The 13,135-nt window shown below is 71.7% G+C and carries 11 protein-coding genes and 1 pseudogene; 4 read left to right on the top strand and 8 right to left on the bottom strand.

Annotation, left to right across the window (positions count from 1 at the left end):
• Nucleotides 1–58: 58 nt before the first annotated feature.
• On the top strand, nucleotides 59–1,405 hold the full coding sequence (locus tag ACSYGO_RS17495; protein ID WP_426682263.1) for an ammonium transporter: 1,347 nt from the start codon (nucleotides 59–61) through the stop codon (nucleotides 1,403–1,405).
• A complete protein-coding gene (locus ACSYGO_RS17490) occupies nucleotides 1,402–1,740 on the top strand; it encodes a P-II family nitrogen regulator (RefSeq protein WP_028804604.1) in 339 nt (112 codons plus the stop codon). The genes ACSYGO_RS17495 and ACSYGO_RS17490 overlap by 4 nt, the downstream gene beginning before the upstream one ends.
• On the opposite strand, the pseudogene ACSYGO_RS17485 reads toward ACSYGO_RS17490, so the two are convergent.
• The 4 genes and pseudogenes from ACSYGO_RS17485 to ACSYGO_RS17470 form a co-directional block, all read right to left on the bottom strand.
• Nucleotides 1,637–2,641, bottom strand: a pseudogene (locus ACSYGO_RS17485) (WxL protein peptidoglycan domain-containing protein); the annotation flags it as partial. The gene ACSYGO_RS17490 and the pseudogene ACSYGO_RS17485 sit on opposite strands and share 104 nt — an antisense overlap.
• A 71-nt stretch (nucleotides 2,642–2,712) precedes the next feature.
• The gene (locus ACSYGO_RS17480) at nucleotides 2,713–4,044 is read right to left on the bottom strand and encodes a beta-xylosidase (RefSeq protein WP_426682262.1); all 1,332 of its coding nucleotides are present in this window, start codon (nucleotides 4,042–4,044) and stop codon (nucleotides 2,713–2,715) included.
• 234 nt (nucleotides 4,045–4,278) lie between these two features.
• The gene (locus ACSYGO_RS17475) at nucleotides 4,279–4,755 is read right to left on the bottom strand and encodes a hypothetical protein (RefSeq protein ID WP_460387023.1); all 477 of its coding nucleotides are present in this window, start codon (nucleotides 4,753–4,755) and stop codon (nucleotides 4,279–4,281) included.
• A 283-nt stretch (nucleotides 4,756–5,038) separates the two neighbouring features.
• Nucleotides 5,039–5,896 (bottom strand): helix-turn-helix transcriptional regulator, encoded by an 858-nt coding sequence (locus tag ACSYGO_RS17470; RefSeq protein ID WP_460387022.1) that lies wholly within the window; start codon nucleotides 5,894–5,896, stop codon nucleotides 5,039–5,041.
• Nucleotides 5,897–6,021: 125 nt separating this feature from the next.
• On the opposite strand from ACSYGO_RS17470, the gene ACSYGO_RS17465 reads away from it, so the two are divergent.
• A complete protein-coding gene (locus ACSYGO_RS17465) occupies nucleotides 6,022–6,876 on the top strand; it encodes an NAD-dependent epimerase/dehydratase family protein (RefSeq protein ID WP_426682333.1) in 855 nt (284 codons plus the stop codon).
• A 3-nt stretch (nucleotides 6,877–6,879) separates the two neighbouring features.
• Here ACSYGO_RS17465 and ACSYGO_RS17460 read toward each other — a convergent pair whose 3' ends face one another.
• The 4 genes from ACSYGO_RS17460 to ACSYGO_RS17445 all read right to left on the bottom strand — a co-directional run bounded on the left by ACSYGO_RS17460 (nucleotide 6,880) and on the right by ACSYGO_RS17445 (nucleotide 10,994).
• Complete coding sequence (locus ACSYGO_RS17460; RefSeq protein WP_460387021.1) at nucleotides 6,880–8,148, bottom strand: MFS transporter; 1,269 nt, start codon at nucleotides 8,146–8,148, stop codon at nucleotides 6,880–6,882.
• Nucleotides 8,145–9,467, bottom strand: a complete 1,323-nt coding sequence (locus tag ACSYGO_RS17455) for a GH1 family beta-glucosidase (protein WP_432173407.1) — start codon at nucleotides 9,465–9,467, stop codon at nucleotides 8,145–8,147. Before ACSYGO_RS17455 ends, ACSYGO_RS17460 begins: the two co-directional genes overlap by 4 nt.
• Nucleotides 9,468–9,624: 157 nt before the next feature.
• Nucleotides 9,625–9,891, bottom strand: a complete 267-nt coding sequence (locus ACSYGO_RS17450) for a protealysin inhibitor emfourin (protein WP_095934207.1) — start codon at nucleotides 9,889–9,891, stop codon at nucleotides 9,625–9,627.
• A gap of 32 nt (nucleotides 9,892–9,923) precedes the next feature.
• A complete protein-coding gene (locus tag ACSYGO_RS17445; protein ID WP_426682257.1) occupies nucleotides 9,924–10,994 on the bottom strand; it encodes a M4 family metallopeptidase in 1,071 nt (356 codons plus the stop codon).
• A 344-nt stretch (nucleotides 10,995–11,338) separates the two neighbouring features.
• Here ACSYGO_RS17445 and leuA point away from each other — a divergent pair, with 344 nt between their 5' ends.
• Entirely contained in the window at nucleotides 11,339–13,060 is a 1,722-nt protein-coding gene (leuA, locus tag ACSYGO_RS17440) for a 2-isopropylmalate synthase (protein WP_460387020.1), read from the top strand.
• The last annotated feature ends 75 nt before the right edge of the window (nucleotides 13,061–13,135 follow it).

The following is a 13,135-nucleotide window of genomic DNA, read 5'->3' as shown; positions in this document are numbered from 1 at the left end:
CGGACGGAAACGAGCGCCGACGACTCTCTGACGCAGCCCCCACCCCGTTGGAGACACCGTGACGCCGGCCACCGCCCTGCCCCTGGTCCTCGCCTCCGCTCCCGGTGGGAAACCACCCGTCGACACCGGTGACACGGCATGGCTGCTCGCCGCCACCGCGCTGGTCCTGCTGATGACGCCCGGCCTCGCCCTGTTCTACGGCGGCATGGTCCGCACGAAGAGCGTCCTCAACATGCTGATGATGAGCTTCGTGTCGATCGCCCTGGTCACGGTGGTGTGGCTGGCGGCCGGGTACTCCCTGGCCTTCGGGGACGACGCCTTCGGCGGGCTGGTCGGAGGGCTGCGGCACGCGGGCATGGCCGGGATCGGCCCGGACGGTGTGCACGGCACCGTGCCGACCCTGCTGTTCGCCACCTTCCAGCTCACCTTCGCGATCATCACGGCCGCGCTGATCAGCGGCGCGGTCGCGGACCGGGCGAAGTTCTCCGCGTGGCTGGTGTTCGTGCCGGTCTGGGCGCTGCTCGTATACGTTCCCGTCGCGCACTGGGTGTGGGGTCCGGGCGGCTGGATCGTCGACGCGCTGGGTGCGCTGGACTTCGCGGGCGGACTGCCCGTCGAGATCACCTCGGGCGCCTCCGGTCTCGCCCTGTGCCTGGTCCTCGGCCCGCGCCTCGGTTTCAAGAAGGACGCGATGCGCCCGCACAACCTGCCGATGGTGATGCTGGGCGCCGGGCTGCTGTGGTTCGGCTGGTTCGGCTTCAACGCGGGATCCGCGATGGGCGCGAACGGGCTGGCCGCCGCGGCCTTCCTCAACACCCTCGCCGCCGGCTGCACCGGTCTGCTCGGCTGGCTCTTCGTGGAGCAGCGCCGCGACGGCCACCCGACCACCCTGGGCGCCGCGTCCGGTGCGGTCGCGGGCCTGGTCGCGATCACCCCGTCGTGCGGCACCGTGTCGTTGCTCGGGGCGCTGGTCGTCGGACTCGCCGCCGGTGTCGTCTGCTCGTACGCCGTGGGCTGGAAGTTCAAGCTGAACTACGACGACTCGCTGGACGTCGTCGGTGTGCACCTGGTCGGCGGCATCGTCGGCACCCTGCTCATCGGCGTCTTCGCCGTCAAGGAGATGACGGGCGGGGCGGAGGGCCTGCTGTACGGCGGCGGGCTCGGCCAGCTCGGCAGGCAGCTGGTCGCCGTGGTGGCCGTCGGGACGTACGCCTTCGCGGTCACCTACGGCATCGGCAAGGTCATCGACCGGCTGATGGGCCTGCGGGCGGACGAGGAGCACGAGCGGACCGGCCTGGACCTTACGGTGCACGCCGAGACGGCCTACGATCACGGGGTCCTGGGGCACGGAGCCCCGGTCTCCGCATCCCTCCCCACCGCCCAGAAGGCCAAGACCCAGGCATGAAGCTCATCACCGCGATCGTCAAGCCGTACCGACTCGACGAGGTCAAGACCGCCCTCCAGGAAATCGGCGTGCACGGGCTGACCGTGACCGAGGCCAGCGGATACGGGCGGCAGCGCGGCCACACCGAGGTGTACCGCGGGGCCGAGTACCGGATCGACCTCGTCCCCAAGGTCCGGATCGAGGTCGTCGTCGAGGACGCCGACGCGGAGGCCGTCATCGACGAGATCGTGAAGGCCGCGCAGACGGGGAAGATCGGCGACGGAAAGGTGTGGTCCGTACCGGTGGAGACGGTCGTACGGGTACGGACGGGCGAGCGCGGTCCCGACGCGCTCTGATCACCAGCACGGCCGCGGCGATCCCGGCCGCCACCATCGCTGCGACGAGCCACGGCAGGGCGAAGAAGGACGCGCTCGCCGAGTCGCGGGTCCCGGCCGCGTCGGCCGTCAGTGTCACGTCGCCCCAGTCGAGCTGCGGGGCGCCGGACCACGGCTCGCTCAGCCGGACCCGCTGACCGGGGAGCAGCTCGGAGGGGACCTTGTCGAGGCCGCGGGCGAGCAGGGTGCGGCCGAAGAGTCCTTCCGCCCTGAGGCGCACCTTCGGGTTCAGGGTCACGTTGCCGGTGTTGTGGAGGGTGTAGGAGACGGTCGCCGTGGCGGCCCCGAGGCCCGGGACCAGGGGCTGGTGGTGGCTGACGCGGACCTTCTCGACGGCGAGGGCGGGCACGGTGGGGCCGCCGACGCGCAGATAGACGCGCGCGGCCACCGCCCGCTGCACCCCGACGGCGAGTGAGCCGTCGCCCGCCTCGACGCGTTCGTCCAGCGCGACCAGCGCGCCGGGATGGTCGCCGGGTTCGGCCCGTTCGGGCACCCGGAGCGTGAACGGCACGGTCACCGAGCCGTGCGCGGGCACCCTCACCCGGGAGCGTGCCGGTTCGGCCCACGCGCCCACCCCGCGCTGCTTCTCGCGCACGGTGCGCACGGCGAATCCGCCGTCGCGGGCGGTGTTGTAGGCGTCGGCCGCGTACAGCCGGAAGGTCAGCGGCCGGCCGGTCCTGTTGGCGACGGTGACCTTGTCCCGGAGGGTCTGTCCGGGGTCGGCGGAGAGGTAGAAGTACGGGCGCGCCGCCAGACGCGTGGAGACGGGGTAGACGGACCAGCTGCCGTTGTCGGCGGCGTACGACGGCACCGTCACGCAGCCGAGCAGGGCGGTCAGGAGGAGGACGTACAGCTTGCGCATGGGTGCGGACCCCCACGGACGAGGCGGACGGGCGGGTGCGCGCCCGGCCACCGAAGGTGCGGACGGACTGGTCAGCTGAGCGTCAGCGTGAGCACGCCGGAGTACGAACCGGGCGGGGTGAACGCGGGCACGTCGAGCGACAGCCCGGCGTCGACCGTGAACTCACCGCCGGTGAGCGTGCCGTCGGGGGTGGAGGCCAGCGTCGCGCCCGAGGAGCCCACCGTGCCGGACGAGCCTGCCCGGCAGGTGCTCGGACTGCCCGCCTTGGTCACGCAGGCCGGGGTCCAGCTCAGCGCACCGGCGTCGATCTTCGCGCCGGGGCCGGTGAAGTCGGTGACCTTGCCGGTCAGGGACCAGCCCGCGGGGCCGCCGCGGAAGTCCTTGACGGTCACCGTCCGCAGGGCGCCGTTCGAGGCCCCGCCCTTGCCGAAGTCGACCGCCGACAGTTCGACGGCGTCCCCGGCCTGCGTCATGGACAGCGTCCCCGCCTTCACCGTGGTGGTGAGTCGCTGGGCGTTGTCGGGGACGGGGGTGTCGTCGACGACGACGTACGTGGCGGGACCCGCGCCCTTGTCGGCGCTCCAGCTCGCGCCCTCGTACGCCACCACGCCGGTCGTCGTCCGGTCGTTGACGACGAGCGTGCCGTTGAAGGCGCCCTGACCGTCCGCGGTCACGGTCGCGGTGTCGGCGGTCTGGGTGTCGCCGGAGCGTCCGGCGAGGGTGACGGTGGCGCCCGGGGTGAAGTCGCTGCCGGTGACAGTCACGCCGTCACCGGGGTTCCCGGAGGCCGAACCGAGCTGGATGGCACGGTTGTTGGTCTGTCCGCCACCGTTCGTCGCGGTGACGGTCTCGGACACCGGGGCGGGCGGGTTCGTCACCGTGCACGGGGTGTCCAGCTCCATGATGTAGCTGGTGTGGATGTTGTAGTCGCCCGGCGAGAGCGTGATGGCGCCCGGCGCGGTGACCGTGAACGTGCCGGTCATGCTGAACGACGGGAAGGCGCCCTTGCCCGGCACCGGGTCGTTCTTCTTGGGCCCGGCGACCGTGACGGCGCCGGTCTGCGCCCCGCCGAGCGTGACCTTGCCGGTGGGCGTCATGATGTCGGCCGGCAGGGCCAGGTCGACGGGGTTGCTCGCGGCGGGCTTGACCACCGTGTACGTCACGGTGACGGTGTCGCCGACCTTGGGGGCGGCGTTGTCGACCGTGATCTTCGCGGTGGTGGTGCCGTCGATCGGCGGGATGCCCGCGATCGCCGGTGGGATGCAGTGCGTGGGGAAGTCCACGTCCGTGGGCGCGGCTCCGGCCGGGGCGGCCAGTGCGCCTCCCGCGGTGACCGCGAGGGCGGTCGCCCCGAGCAGCGCCGCCCAGCGGCGTCTTCGGGTTGTCGGACCCGTGGTTCTCATGGTGGTTGCCCCCTCCTGAGGGATGCGGGCGCAGCGGCTCGTCTGCGCCGACAGGGGGCCATTGATGTGCGGGTTGTGTGAGAAGTCAATGGAGTCCCGATACGCGAACTGATGACCCATCAGGTTCTGTCAATGTCATCAACCCGCCTTCCAGGAAGGTCTGTTGAGAGGTCTCGGTGGCTGCGGAACCGGCGCCGCTGCGCGCGGGCGGCGCCGGCCCTCACGCATGGGCGCCTACTCGAACACGAACGGGCCGGGGGACTGCGCCGCGTCCGCGGTGCAGGTGATGGTGATGCCGAAGACCACCATCTGCAGGGAGCCGCCGAAGGCCTCCAGGCTGTCGCCGGAGGCGACGGTGCCGTCCAGCGGGCCCACCGCGACCCCGCCGCCCGCGGCGATGGCGGGGTTCTTCGTGCCGCTGAAGACGGTGGTGCCGCCGCTCGCCTTCACCATCGTCAGTGTCGAGCTGATCGAGTCCTGCGCGACGCTGATCGGAGCCGTGATGTCGCTGGAACTCAGGGTGACGGTCGCGGCGGTGCCGCTCTGGGTGGCCGTGAGGGTGGCCGAACCGCTGCCGCCGATGCTGCAGGTGGCGTTGATGGTGGCCGTCTGGGGGGTGACGGCCGCGGCGGCCGGCGCGAAGGCCAGTGCGGTCGCGGCGAGGGTGCCCCCGGCCAACGCCGTGGTGATTCCGAGTCGCTTGCCTCTCATCGTGTTCCCTTCCCTTGTACGGGAATTGCCATGTGGGGATGGTCGGACGGAACCGGCCCCGTCCGGGCACACGGTCTCCTCACCGCCGTGCAGGTGAGGGTGCGGGGAGGTGGTGTGCGCGGACGGACCCCGCGAGCGGGGTGCGGGACGCCGCGCGGGGCATCTGACGGTCCGTCGGAACGTGCGGTTCCATTGATGCGCGGGGGACTCACGATTGCAAGGGACGCCGGCCCTTTCCTTCAAGGGTCGTCAAAAGTGGCCGAAGTCGGCCCCCGGGCACCGCTCAGCGCGAGAGCGGAGGGTGAGGACGGCGAGCGGGCGTCATGTCCTGAAGACCCACCACCCGCAGCAGCTGGAGCCGCTCGTGGGACTCGGTGCCGGGGCGGGCCGTGTGGACGATCAGGATCTGATGGTCCTCCGAGCTGAGCAGGATCTCGCAGTCCAGATCGAGCAGCCCCACCGTGGGGTGCGCGAACCGCTTCGTGGAGACGCGCCGCACCGCGACCTCGTGCTCCTCCCACAGCCGGGCGAACTCCGGGCTGGCGGCGCGCAGTTCGGCCACGAGACCGGCGGGGGCGGGGTCGCCGGGCCGGGCCGCGGTGACCGCGCGCAGATGGGACACATGGCTGCGGGCGAGCTCGGCGTGGTCCTCCGGCGGGAAGAGGGCGCGGGCCCGCGGATCGGTGAAGAAGCGCCGTACGAGATTGCGCTCCGGGCCCGCCTCGCCGACGAGGGCCACCGCCATCGTGTTCTGCGCGAGGACGTCGCCGTAGTCGGTCATGACCTGCGCGGGCGCGTCGTGCAGCCGGTCGAGGACGAGCAGCAGACCGGGCCGGACATGCCCCGAGGCGCTCTCGGCGCGCGGCGGCTCCTCGCCCACCAGGTGGAAGAGATGGTCCCGCTCGTCACCGGTGAGCCGCAGCGCCCGCGCCAGCGCGCCCAGCATCTGCCGTGACGGGCGGGGGCCGCGGGACTGTTCGAGCCGGGTGTAGTAGTCCACGGACATGCCGGCGAGGGCAGCCACCTCCTCGCGGCGCAGGCCCGGTGTGCGGCGCCGGGCGCCGGCGGCGAGCCCCACGTCGGAGGGTTCGAGGCGGGCGCGGCTGCGGCGCAGGAAGTCGGCTAGTTCGGCTCGGTTCACCCCTCCAGCGTGTCCGAAGCCGCCCGGCTTATCCAGGCACTGCCGGTCCCCGGATAGGGAGGTCTCTGCCGCCTTCCCCGCTCCGGCGCGAGGCTCGTCACCGGAGCGACGACGAGGAGCACATGATGCTGACATTGGTGACAGGGACGACCGGCCAGGTGGGCAGGCGACTGGTGCCGAGGCTGCTGGCGCAGACCCGGCCGGGAGAGCGGGTACGGGTCCTGGTGCGTGACGCGGGGCGCGGCGAGCCCTTCGCGGAGCTGGGCGCCGAGGTCGTGGTCGGCGATCTGCGGGACGCGGAGGCGCTCGGCAGGGCCGTGGCGGGGGTGGACGCGGTCGTCAACGTGGCGGCGGCGTTCCGCGGTGTGCCGGACGAGGAGGCGCGGGCGGTGAACCGGGACGCGGCCGTGGAACTCGGCCGCGCCGCTCGGGCCCGCGGTGTACGGCGTTTCGTGCAGGTCAGCACGAATCTGGTGTACGGGGCGGGGCGGGGGCGTCCGCACACCGAGGACGACCCGGTGCGGCCCGGCGGCGCGATGTGGGGTGCCTACCCCGAGTCCAAGGCGGAGGCCGAACGGCTGCTTCTGGCATTGGAGGGGCTGCCCGTACGGATCGGCCGGCTCGCCTTCGTGTACGGCGAGGGCGACCCGCACCTCGCCCGGTCCCTGGACTGGGCCGGGCACTGGGCGGCGGCCCAGCGGCTGCAGATGGTCCACCACGCCGACGTGGCCCAGGGACTGCTGCGCCTGCTCCACACGCCGGGCATCGACGGCCGGGCCTACAACATCGCCGACGACGTCCCCGTCACGGCGGTCGAACTGCACCAGCTCAACCAGGCCGACGTCCCGGCCGCCCTGCACGAGCGCACCGACCCCGACCCGTGGCTCGGGGTCGTCTCCACCGACCGCATCCGCCGCGAGCTCGGCTACCGCCCGCTGTTCCCCTCGGCCTGGGCGGCCCGGGACGCCGGAGCCCTGTGACCCCTACTCCACCCCTTGGATCCTGCGCACCAGCACCGCCCCGGCGAGCCCGATCGCCGCCGACACCAGGTACAGCACCCGGTACCCGCCGAGATGGGTCACGATCGGCGCGGCCAGCGCGGGCGCCGCGACCTGGGGGAGGGCGTTGGCGATGTTGATGACGCCGAGGTCCTTGCCGCGGTCGAGCGCCTCGGGCAGCACGTCGGTCATCAGGGCGAAGTCGACGGACGTGAAGACGCCGAAGCCGATGCCGAGCACCGCCGACGCGACGATCGCCCCCGGCCAGGTCTGCCAGCCGGCCAGGGCGGCCGTGGCCACCGCCATCAGGACGCCCGACCAGATGACGAACGGCTTGCGGCGTCCCACCCGGTCCGACCAGACCCCGCCCACGACGACCGTGGCGAGCAGGGTGACGGCGTTGACCGCCGTGAGGACGAGGACGCCCTGCTCCGGGTCGTGGTGGTGCAGCCGGTCGCGCAGGTAGTACAGCAGGTAGAGCAGCACGAGCGCATTGCTCAGGTTGATGAGGAAACGGGTCAGCCAGGCCCACGCCAGATCGGGGTGGCGGCGCGGGCTCAGCCGGAGGGAGGCGAGGAAGGGCCGCCAGGCCCAGGGCGCGCGGGCCGACGCGGGCAGCCGCAGATCCGGGTGCCGCAGGACGTACGGCAGGACGCCCGCCAGCGTGAACACCGCGCACGCCGCGTACCCCGCGCCCGTGCCGCCCGCGGCCGCCGCGAGCCCTGTCCCGCCGACCACGCCCAGGATCTGCGCGGCGCCCAGCCAGCCGCCCACCGCACCCCGCTGGAGCCGTGGCACCCGGTCCGGGACCGCCGCCGTGATCGCGGCGAAGGCGGCGTTCAGCGTCAGCTGGACCAGGCACCAGCCGGCCGCCATCGTCCACACCCCGCCGGCGCCCGCCAGGAGCAGCAGCGACAGCGCGCCGCCCGCCGCCCCGGCCACGATCCACGGCGTACGGCGGCCCCAGCGGGCGGTCGTACGGTCGGAGAGCGCGCCGAAGAACGGGTTGGCGGCCAGTGAGACCACCGCTCCCGCCCCCGTGACCCAGGCGAGCACCGTCTCCTTGGACATGCCGGTGCCGGGCGCGAAGTCCTCCGCCTGGGAGGCGAGGAGGATCTGCAGCGGCCCGAACCAGCCCACCCAGATCGCGCCGTTGGCGAGCGAGAGCGCCGTGGTCCAGCCGCGCCCCACCCGCTCGACGGGCTCGGCGAGCGCGCCGTCCCCCGCGGGCACGACGGGATCGGCGGCCGTCATCTGCGGGCCTGCGCGCGCAGGGCGTCCCGCAGCCACGCGTACGACGCCTTGGGGGTCCGCTCCAGCGTGTCGTAGTCGACGTGGACGAGTCCGAAGCGCCGGGCGTAGCCCTCGGCCCACTCGAAGTTGTCCATCAGCGACCAGACGAAGTAGCCGCGCACGTCGACGCCCTGTTCCAGCGCCCGGTGCAGGGCGCGGACATGACCGTCCAGGAAGGCGATCCGCTCCTGGTCGTCGATGCCCTCGTACGAGCAGCCGTTCTCGGTGATGACGACGGGCGGGAGCCGGTCGCCGTAGCGCTCGCGGAGGCCGACCAGCAGCTCGGTGAGGGCCTCCGGGACGACCGGCCAGCCGAAGTCGGTGACCGGGTAGCCCTCCAGTTCGCGTACGGAGAAGGGGAGGTCGGCGGGCAGGGTCAGTCCGCTGAACTCGATCTCCGCGCCCTCGGGGGCACCCACCTTCGTCGGCTGGTAGTAGTTCACGCCGTACCAGTCCAGCGGTTCGGCGATCACCTTCAGGTCGGACTCGACGTCGCCGGGCAGCAGCTCGCCGATGCCCTCCGGGTACCGGCCGAGGAGCAGCGGGTCGGCGAACAGCCGGTTGAGGAGGACGTCGTAGAAGTCGGCGGCCTCCACGTCCTCGGTGCGCCGGGACGCCGCCCAGGTGGGTCCGTGCGAGTTGGCGATCCCGATGTCGTCGGCTCCGGCGGCGCGCAGCGCCCGTACGGCGAGGCCGTGGGCCAGGAGCTGGTGGTGGGCCACCGGCAGCGCGTCGAACAGCAGCCGTCTGCCGGGGGCGTGCGCGCCGAGCGCGTGGCCCAGCAGCGTGTGTTCGGCCGGTTCGTTGAGGGTGATCCACTTTTTCACCCGGTCACCGAGGCGTTCGGCGACGACGGCGGCATGGTCGGCGAACCGGGCCGCCGTGTCGCGGGACATCCAGTCCAGCTCCAGCGGCAGGTCCCAGTGGAAGAGGGTGGGGACGGGGCGTACGTCCGCCGCGCACAGCTCGTCGACGAGGCGGTCGTAGAAGTCGAGGCCGCCGGGGGAGTTCACCCGGGGCCAGGAGACGGAGAAGCGGTACGCGTCCACGCCGAGACCGGCGAGCAGCGCGACGTCCTCGGGGTAGCGGTGGTAGTGGTCGCAGGCCACCTCCGCGGTCGAGCCGTCCTTGATCCGCCCTGGTTCGGCCGTGAAGGCGTCCCACACCGAGGGGTCGCGCTCGTCGGCGGCCCCCTCGATCTGGTGGGCCGAGGTGGACACGCCCCAGAGGAAGCCGGGCGGGAACTGCGGGAGGGGGTTCGTCGCCATGCGCGCGATCATCCGTACCGGCGGTAACAGAAGTCAACGGGGCGGTGGGAAAAGGTTGTCGCCCGTCGGGCGCCCAGGGGAAGAGGCCCCGGTCACGGCGTGACCGGCGGTCGTCGGGACGGGCCGGCGGCCCGCGCCCCGGACGGATCTCCCCCTCGGCGGCCGCCGGCTACGCGCCCTCCTTCAGCACTCTGGAGATCAGTGTCCGCTGCTCCTGGGTGAGCCGGGGATCGGCCGCGTACACCGTCTTCCCGTCCACGGTGATCTGGTAGCTGAAGCCGTCCGGAACGCCGACGGGGGGCGTGCCCCGGCCGGCGGCGACCGCCTGCTCGGCCAGGGCCTGCCACTCGTGGGCGTCGGACCGTCCCGAGGTGTCCACCTCGGCATGACGCTCGATGCCCGCGAATCCGCCCGTGCGCCTCACCTGAATACGCATGGGTCCTGTCTAGTACGAGTCGCGCGCCGGGGCTACGCGGCCGGTACCCCGACCTGCTCCCAGGCCTTCAGCACCGACTGGAGCTCCTCGCCGTCCCCGTACCGGTCGCGTGCCTGGGCGACGGTCAGCGCGGCGAAGTCGGCGAAGCTCGCCTGGGACTGGAGCTGCCCGCCGGTGAGGACGTCGAACCAGATCTGCCCGGCCCGCTCCCAGGCGTGGCCGCCGAGTGCCTGGGCGACCAGGTAGAAGGCGTGGTTGGGGATGCCCGAGTTGATGTGGACGCCGCCGTTGTCGCGGCCGGTACGGACGTAGCCGTCCATGGTGCCGGGCTGCGGGTCCTTGCCGAGCACGTCGTCGTCGTACGCGCTGCCCGGCTCCTTCATGGAGCGCAGGGCCGTACCGGTGACGCGCGGGGCGAGCAGGCCCGCACCGATCAGCCAGTCGGCCTCGGCGGTGGTCTGGCCGAGCGTGTACTGCTTGATCAGCGAGCCGAAGACGTCCGACATGGACTCGTTCAGGGCGCCCGGCTGGCCGAAGTAGGTGAGGTTCGCCGTGTACTGGGTGACGCCGTGGGTCAGCTCGTGCCCGATGACGTCGACCGGGATGGTGAAGTCGAGGAAGATCTCGCCGTCGCCGTCGCCGAACACCATCTGCTCGCCGTTCCAGAAGGCGTTGTTGTAGTCCCGGTCGAAGTGCACCGTCGCGTCCAGCGGCAGGCCCGCGCCGTCGATCGAGTTGCGCCCGTACGCCTTCAGGTAGAGCTCGAAGGTCGCGCCCAGACCGGCGTGGGCGCGGTTGACCGTGGCGTCCTTGCCGGGCTTGTCGTTCTCGCCGCGCACCTTCTTGCCGGGCAGGTCCTGGTGGTGGCGGGCGTCGTAGATCGTGCGGTGCGGCTTGTCCTCCTCCGCCTCGGCGGGCGGGGCGACGGTCGGGGCGCCGATGACCGTGGTCAGCCGGCGGTGGGTGCGCTCGTAGGCGTCGCGCTCCAGGGTCTGGCGGGCGGGACCGGCGAGTGCGGGGTCCTCGTGCTGGGCGAGCTTGTCGAGGACGTGGGGCGGCACGATGGTGCAGAAGACGGGCTCGAAGCCCCCGTTGGTCGTCATGCCCGGCACCCTTGCACTGAGTTATGCCACTGTCACTACCTGCAACCATGATTGGTGAAATGCGGCGATAAGGAGCATCGGAAGCCGTCGTCGAGTGGTATGGCGCACTTTTTGTCCGTTTTATGCATGCGGTCCCGCATACTGGAACACCACCCCGCACGGGGCACGGCTCGGCTAGGCTGCGGAGCATCATGCGTTTCGGGCTGCTTCTCCTTAGCTGCCGCGGCGAGGGCCTGTAGTCGAGGCCGACCCCCTCCCCGCGGAGTTTGGCGCTGCGCCGTCGGCCGTCCTTCCGGACTCGCGGACAGCGGATACCGCGGACACATCGAGGAGCCCACGCAATCATGGCGAACCGCCAGCAGCCCAGTTCCATGCCGATCAAGAAGTACGGCCGGTACGACCAGGTCGACATCCCCGACCGCACCTGGCCCGAGAAGCGGATCACCGCCGCCCCCCGCTGGCTCTCCACCGACCTGCGCGACGGCAACCAGGCCCTGATCGACCCGATGTCGCCCGAGCGCAAGCGCCGGATGTTCGACCAGCTGGTCAAGATGGGCTACAAGGAGATCGAGGTCGGCTTCCCCGCCTCCGGCCAGACCGACTTCGACTTCGTGCGCTCGATCATCGAGGAAGAGGGCGCGATCCCGGACGACGTGACGATCTCCGTACTGACCCAGGCCCGTGAGGACCTGATCGAGCGGACCGTCGAGTCGCTGAAGGGCGCCAAGCGTGCCACCGTGCACCTGTACAACGCCACCGCGCCGGTCTTCCGCCGGGTCGTCTTCCGCGGCTCCAAGGACGACATCAAGCAGATCGCCATCGACGGCACCCGCCTGGTCATGGAGTACGCGGAGAAGCTGCTGGACCCCGAGACCGAGTTCGGCTACCAGTACAGCCCCGAGATCTTCACCGACACCGAGCTGGACTTCGCCCTGGAGGTCTGCGAGGCGGTCATGGACGTCTACCAGCCCGGCCCGGGCCGCGAGATCATCCTGAACCTGCCCGCCACCGTCGAGCGCTCCACCCCCTCCACGCACGCGGACCGCTTCGAGTGGATGCACCGCAACCTGTCCCGCCGCGAGCACGTCGTGCTGTCGGTCCACCCGCACAACGACCGCGGCACCGCCGTCGCCGCCGCCGAGCTGGCCGTGATGGCCGGCGCCGACCGCGTCGAGGGCTGCCTGTTCGGCCAGGGCGAGCGCACCGGCAACGTCGACCTGGTCACCCTGGGCATGAACCTGTTCTCGCAGGGCGTCGACCCGCAGATCGACTTCTCCGACATCGACGAGATCCGTCGTACGTGGGAGTACTGCAACCAGATGGAGGTCCACCCGCGCCACCCGTACGTGGGCGACCTGGTCTACACGTCCTTCTCCGGCTCCCACCAGGACGCCATCAAGAAGGGCTTCGACGCCATGGAGGCCGACGCCGCGGCCAAGGGCGTCACCGTCGACGACATCGAGTGGGCCGTCCCGTACCTGCCGATCGACCCGAAGGACGTCGGCCGCTCCTACGAGGCCGTCATCCGCGTCAACTCGCAGTCCGGCAAGGGCGGTATCGCCTACGTCCTGAAGAACGACCACAAGCTGGACCTGCCGCGCCGTATGCAGATCGAGTTCTCGAAGCTCATCCAGGCGAAGACGGACGCCGAGGGCGGCGAGATCACGCCGAAGGACATCTGGGCGACCTTCCAGGACGAGTACCTGCCCAACCCCGAGAACCCGTGGGGCCGCATCCAGGTCAAGAACGGCCAGTCCACCACGGACAAGGACGGCGTGGACACGCTCACCGTCGAGGCGTCGGTCGACGGCGCCGACACCGTCCTGAGCGGCTCCGGGAATGGCCCGATCTCGGCGTTCTTCGACGCGCTGCAGTCCATCGGCATCGACGTACGCCTGCTGGACTACCAGGAGCACACGATGAGCGAGGGCGCCTCCGCGCAGGCCGCCTCGTACATCGAATGCGCGATCGACGGCAAGGTCCTGTGGGGGATCGGGATCGACGCGAATACGACACGTGCCTCGCTGAAGGCCGTCGTCTCCGCCGTCAACCGCGCGACCCGCTGACCTCGTTCACCTGGTTCTTCCCGGCCCCGTCCGCCTTTCGAGGCGGGCGGGGCCCCGTCGTTTACCGGCCAATCC

The sequence above is a fragment of the Streptomyces krungchingensis genome (genome assembly GCF_054729265.1).
Note: the sequence above shows the minus strand (reverse complement) of the source record. Positions and strands in the feature narration are given on the sequence as shown.

Coding starts and splice junctions, on each gene's coding strand:
- ACSYGO_RS17445 (WP_426682257.1), bottom strand. CDS start 10,994: ATGACGACCAACGGGGGCTTCGAGCCCGTCTTCTGCACCATCGTGCCG.
- ACSYGO_RS17460 (WP_460387021.1), bottom strand. CDS start 8,148: ATGACGGCCGCCGATCCCGTCGTGCCCGCGGGGGACGGCGCGCTCGCC.
- ACSYGO_RS17480 (WP_426682262.1), bottom strand. CDS start 4,044: ATGAGAACCACGGGTCCGACAACCCGAAGACGCCGCTGGGCGGCGCTG.
- ACSYGO_RS17450 (WP_095934207.1), bottom strand. CDS start 9,891: ATGCGTATTCAGGTGAGGCGCACGGGCGGATTCGCGGGCATCGAGCGT.
- ACSYGO_RS17465 (WP_426682333.1), top strand. CDS start 6,022: ATGCTGACATTGGTGACAGGGACGACCGGCCAGGTGGGCAGGCGACTG.
- ACSYGO_RS17475 (WP_460387023.1), bottom strand. CDS start 4,755: ATGAGAGGCAAGCGACTCGGAATCACCACGGCGTTGGCCGGGGGCACC.
- ACSYGO_RS17455 (WP_432173407.1), bottom strand. CDS start 9,467: ATGATCGCGCGCATGGCGACGAACCCCCTCCCGCAGTTCCCGCCCGGC.
- ACSYGO_RS17490 (WP_028804604.1), top strand. CDS start 1,402: ATGAAGCTCATCACCGCGATCGTCAAGCCGTACCGACTCGACGAGGTC.
- leuA (WP_460387020.1), top strand. CDS start 11,339: ATGGCGAACCGCCAGCAGCCCAGTTCCATGCCGATCAAGAAGTACGGC.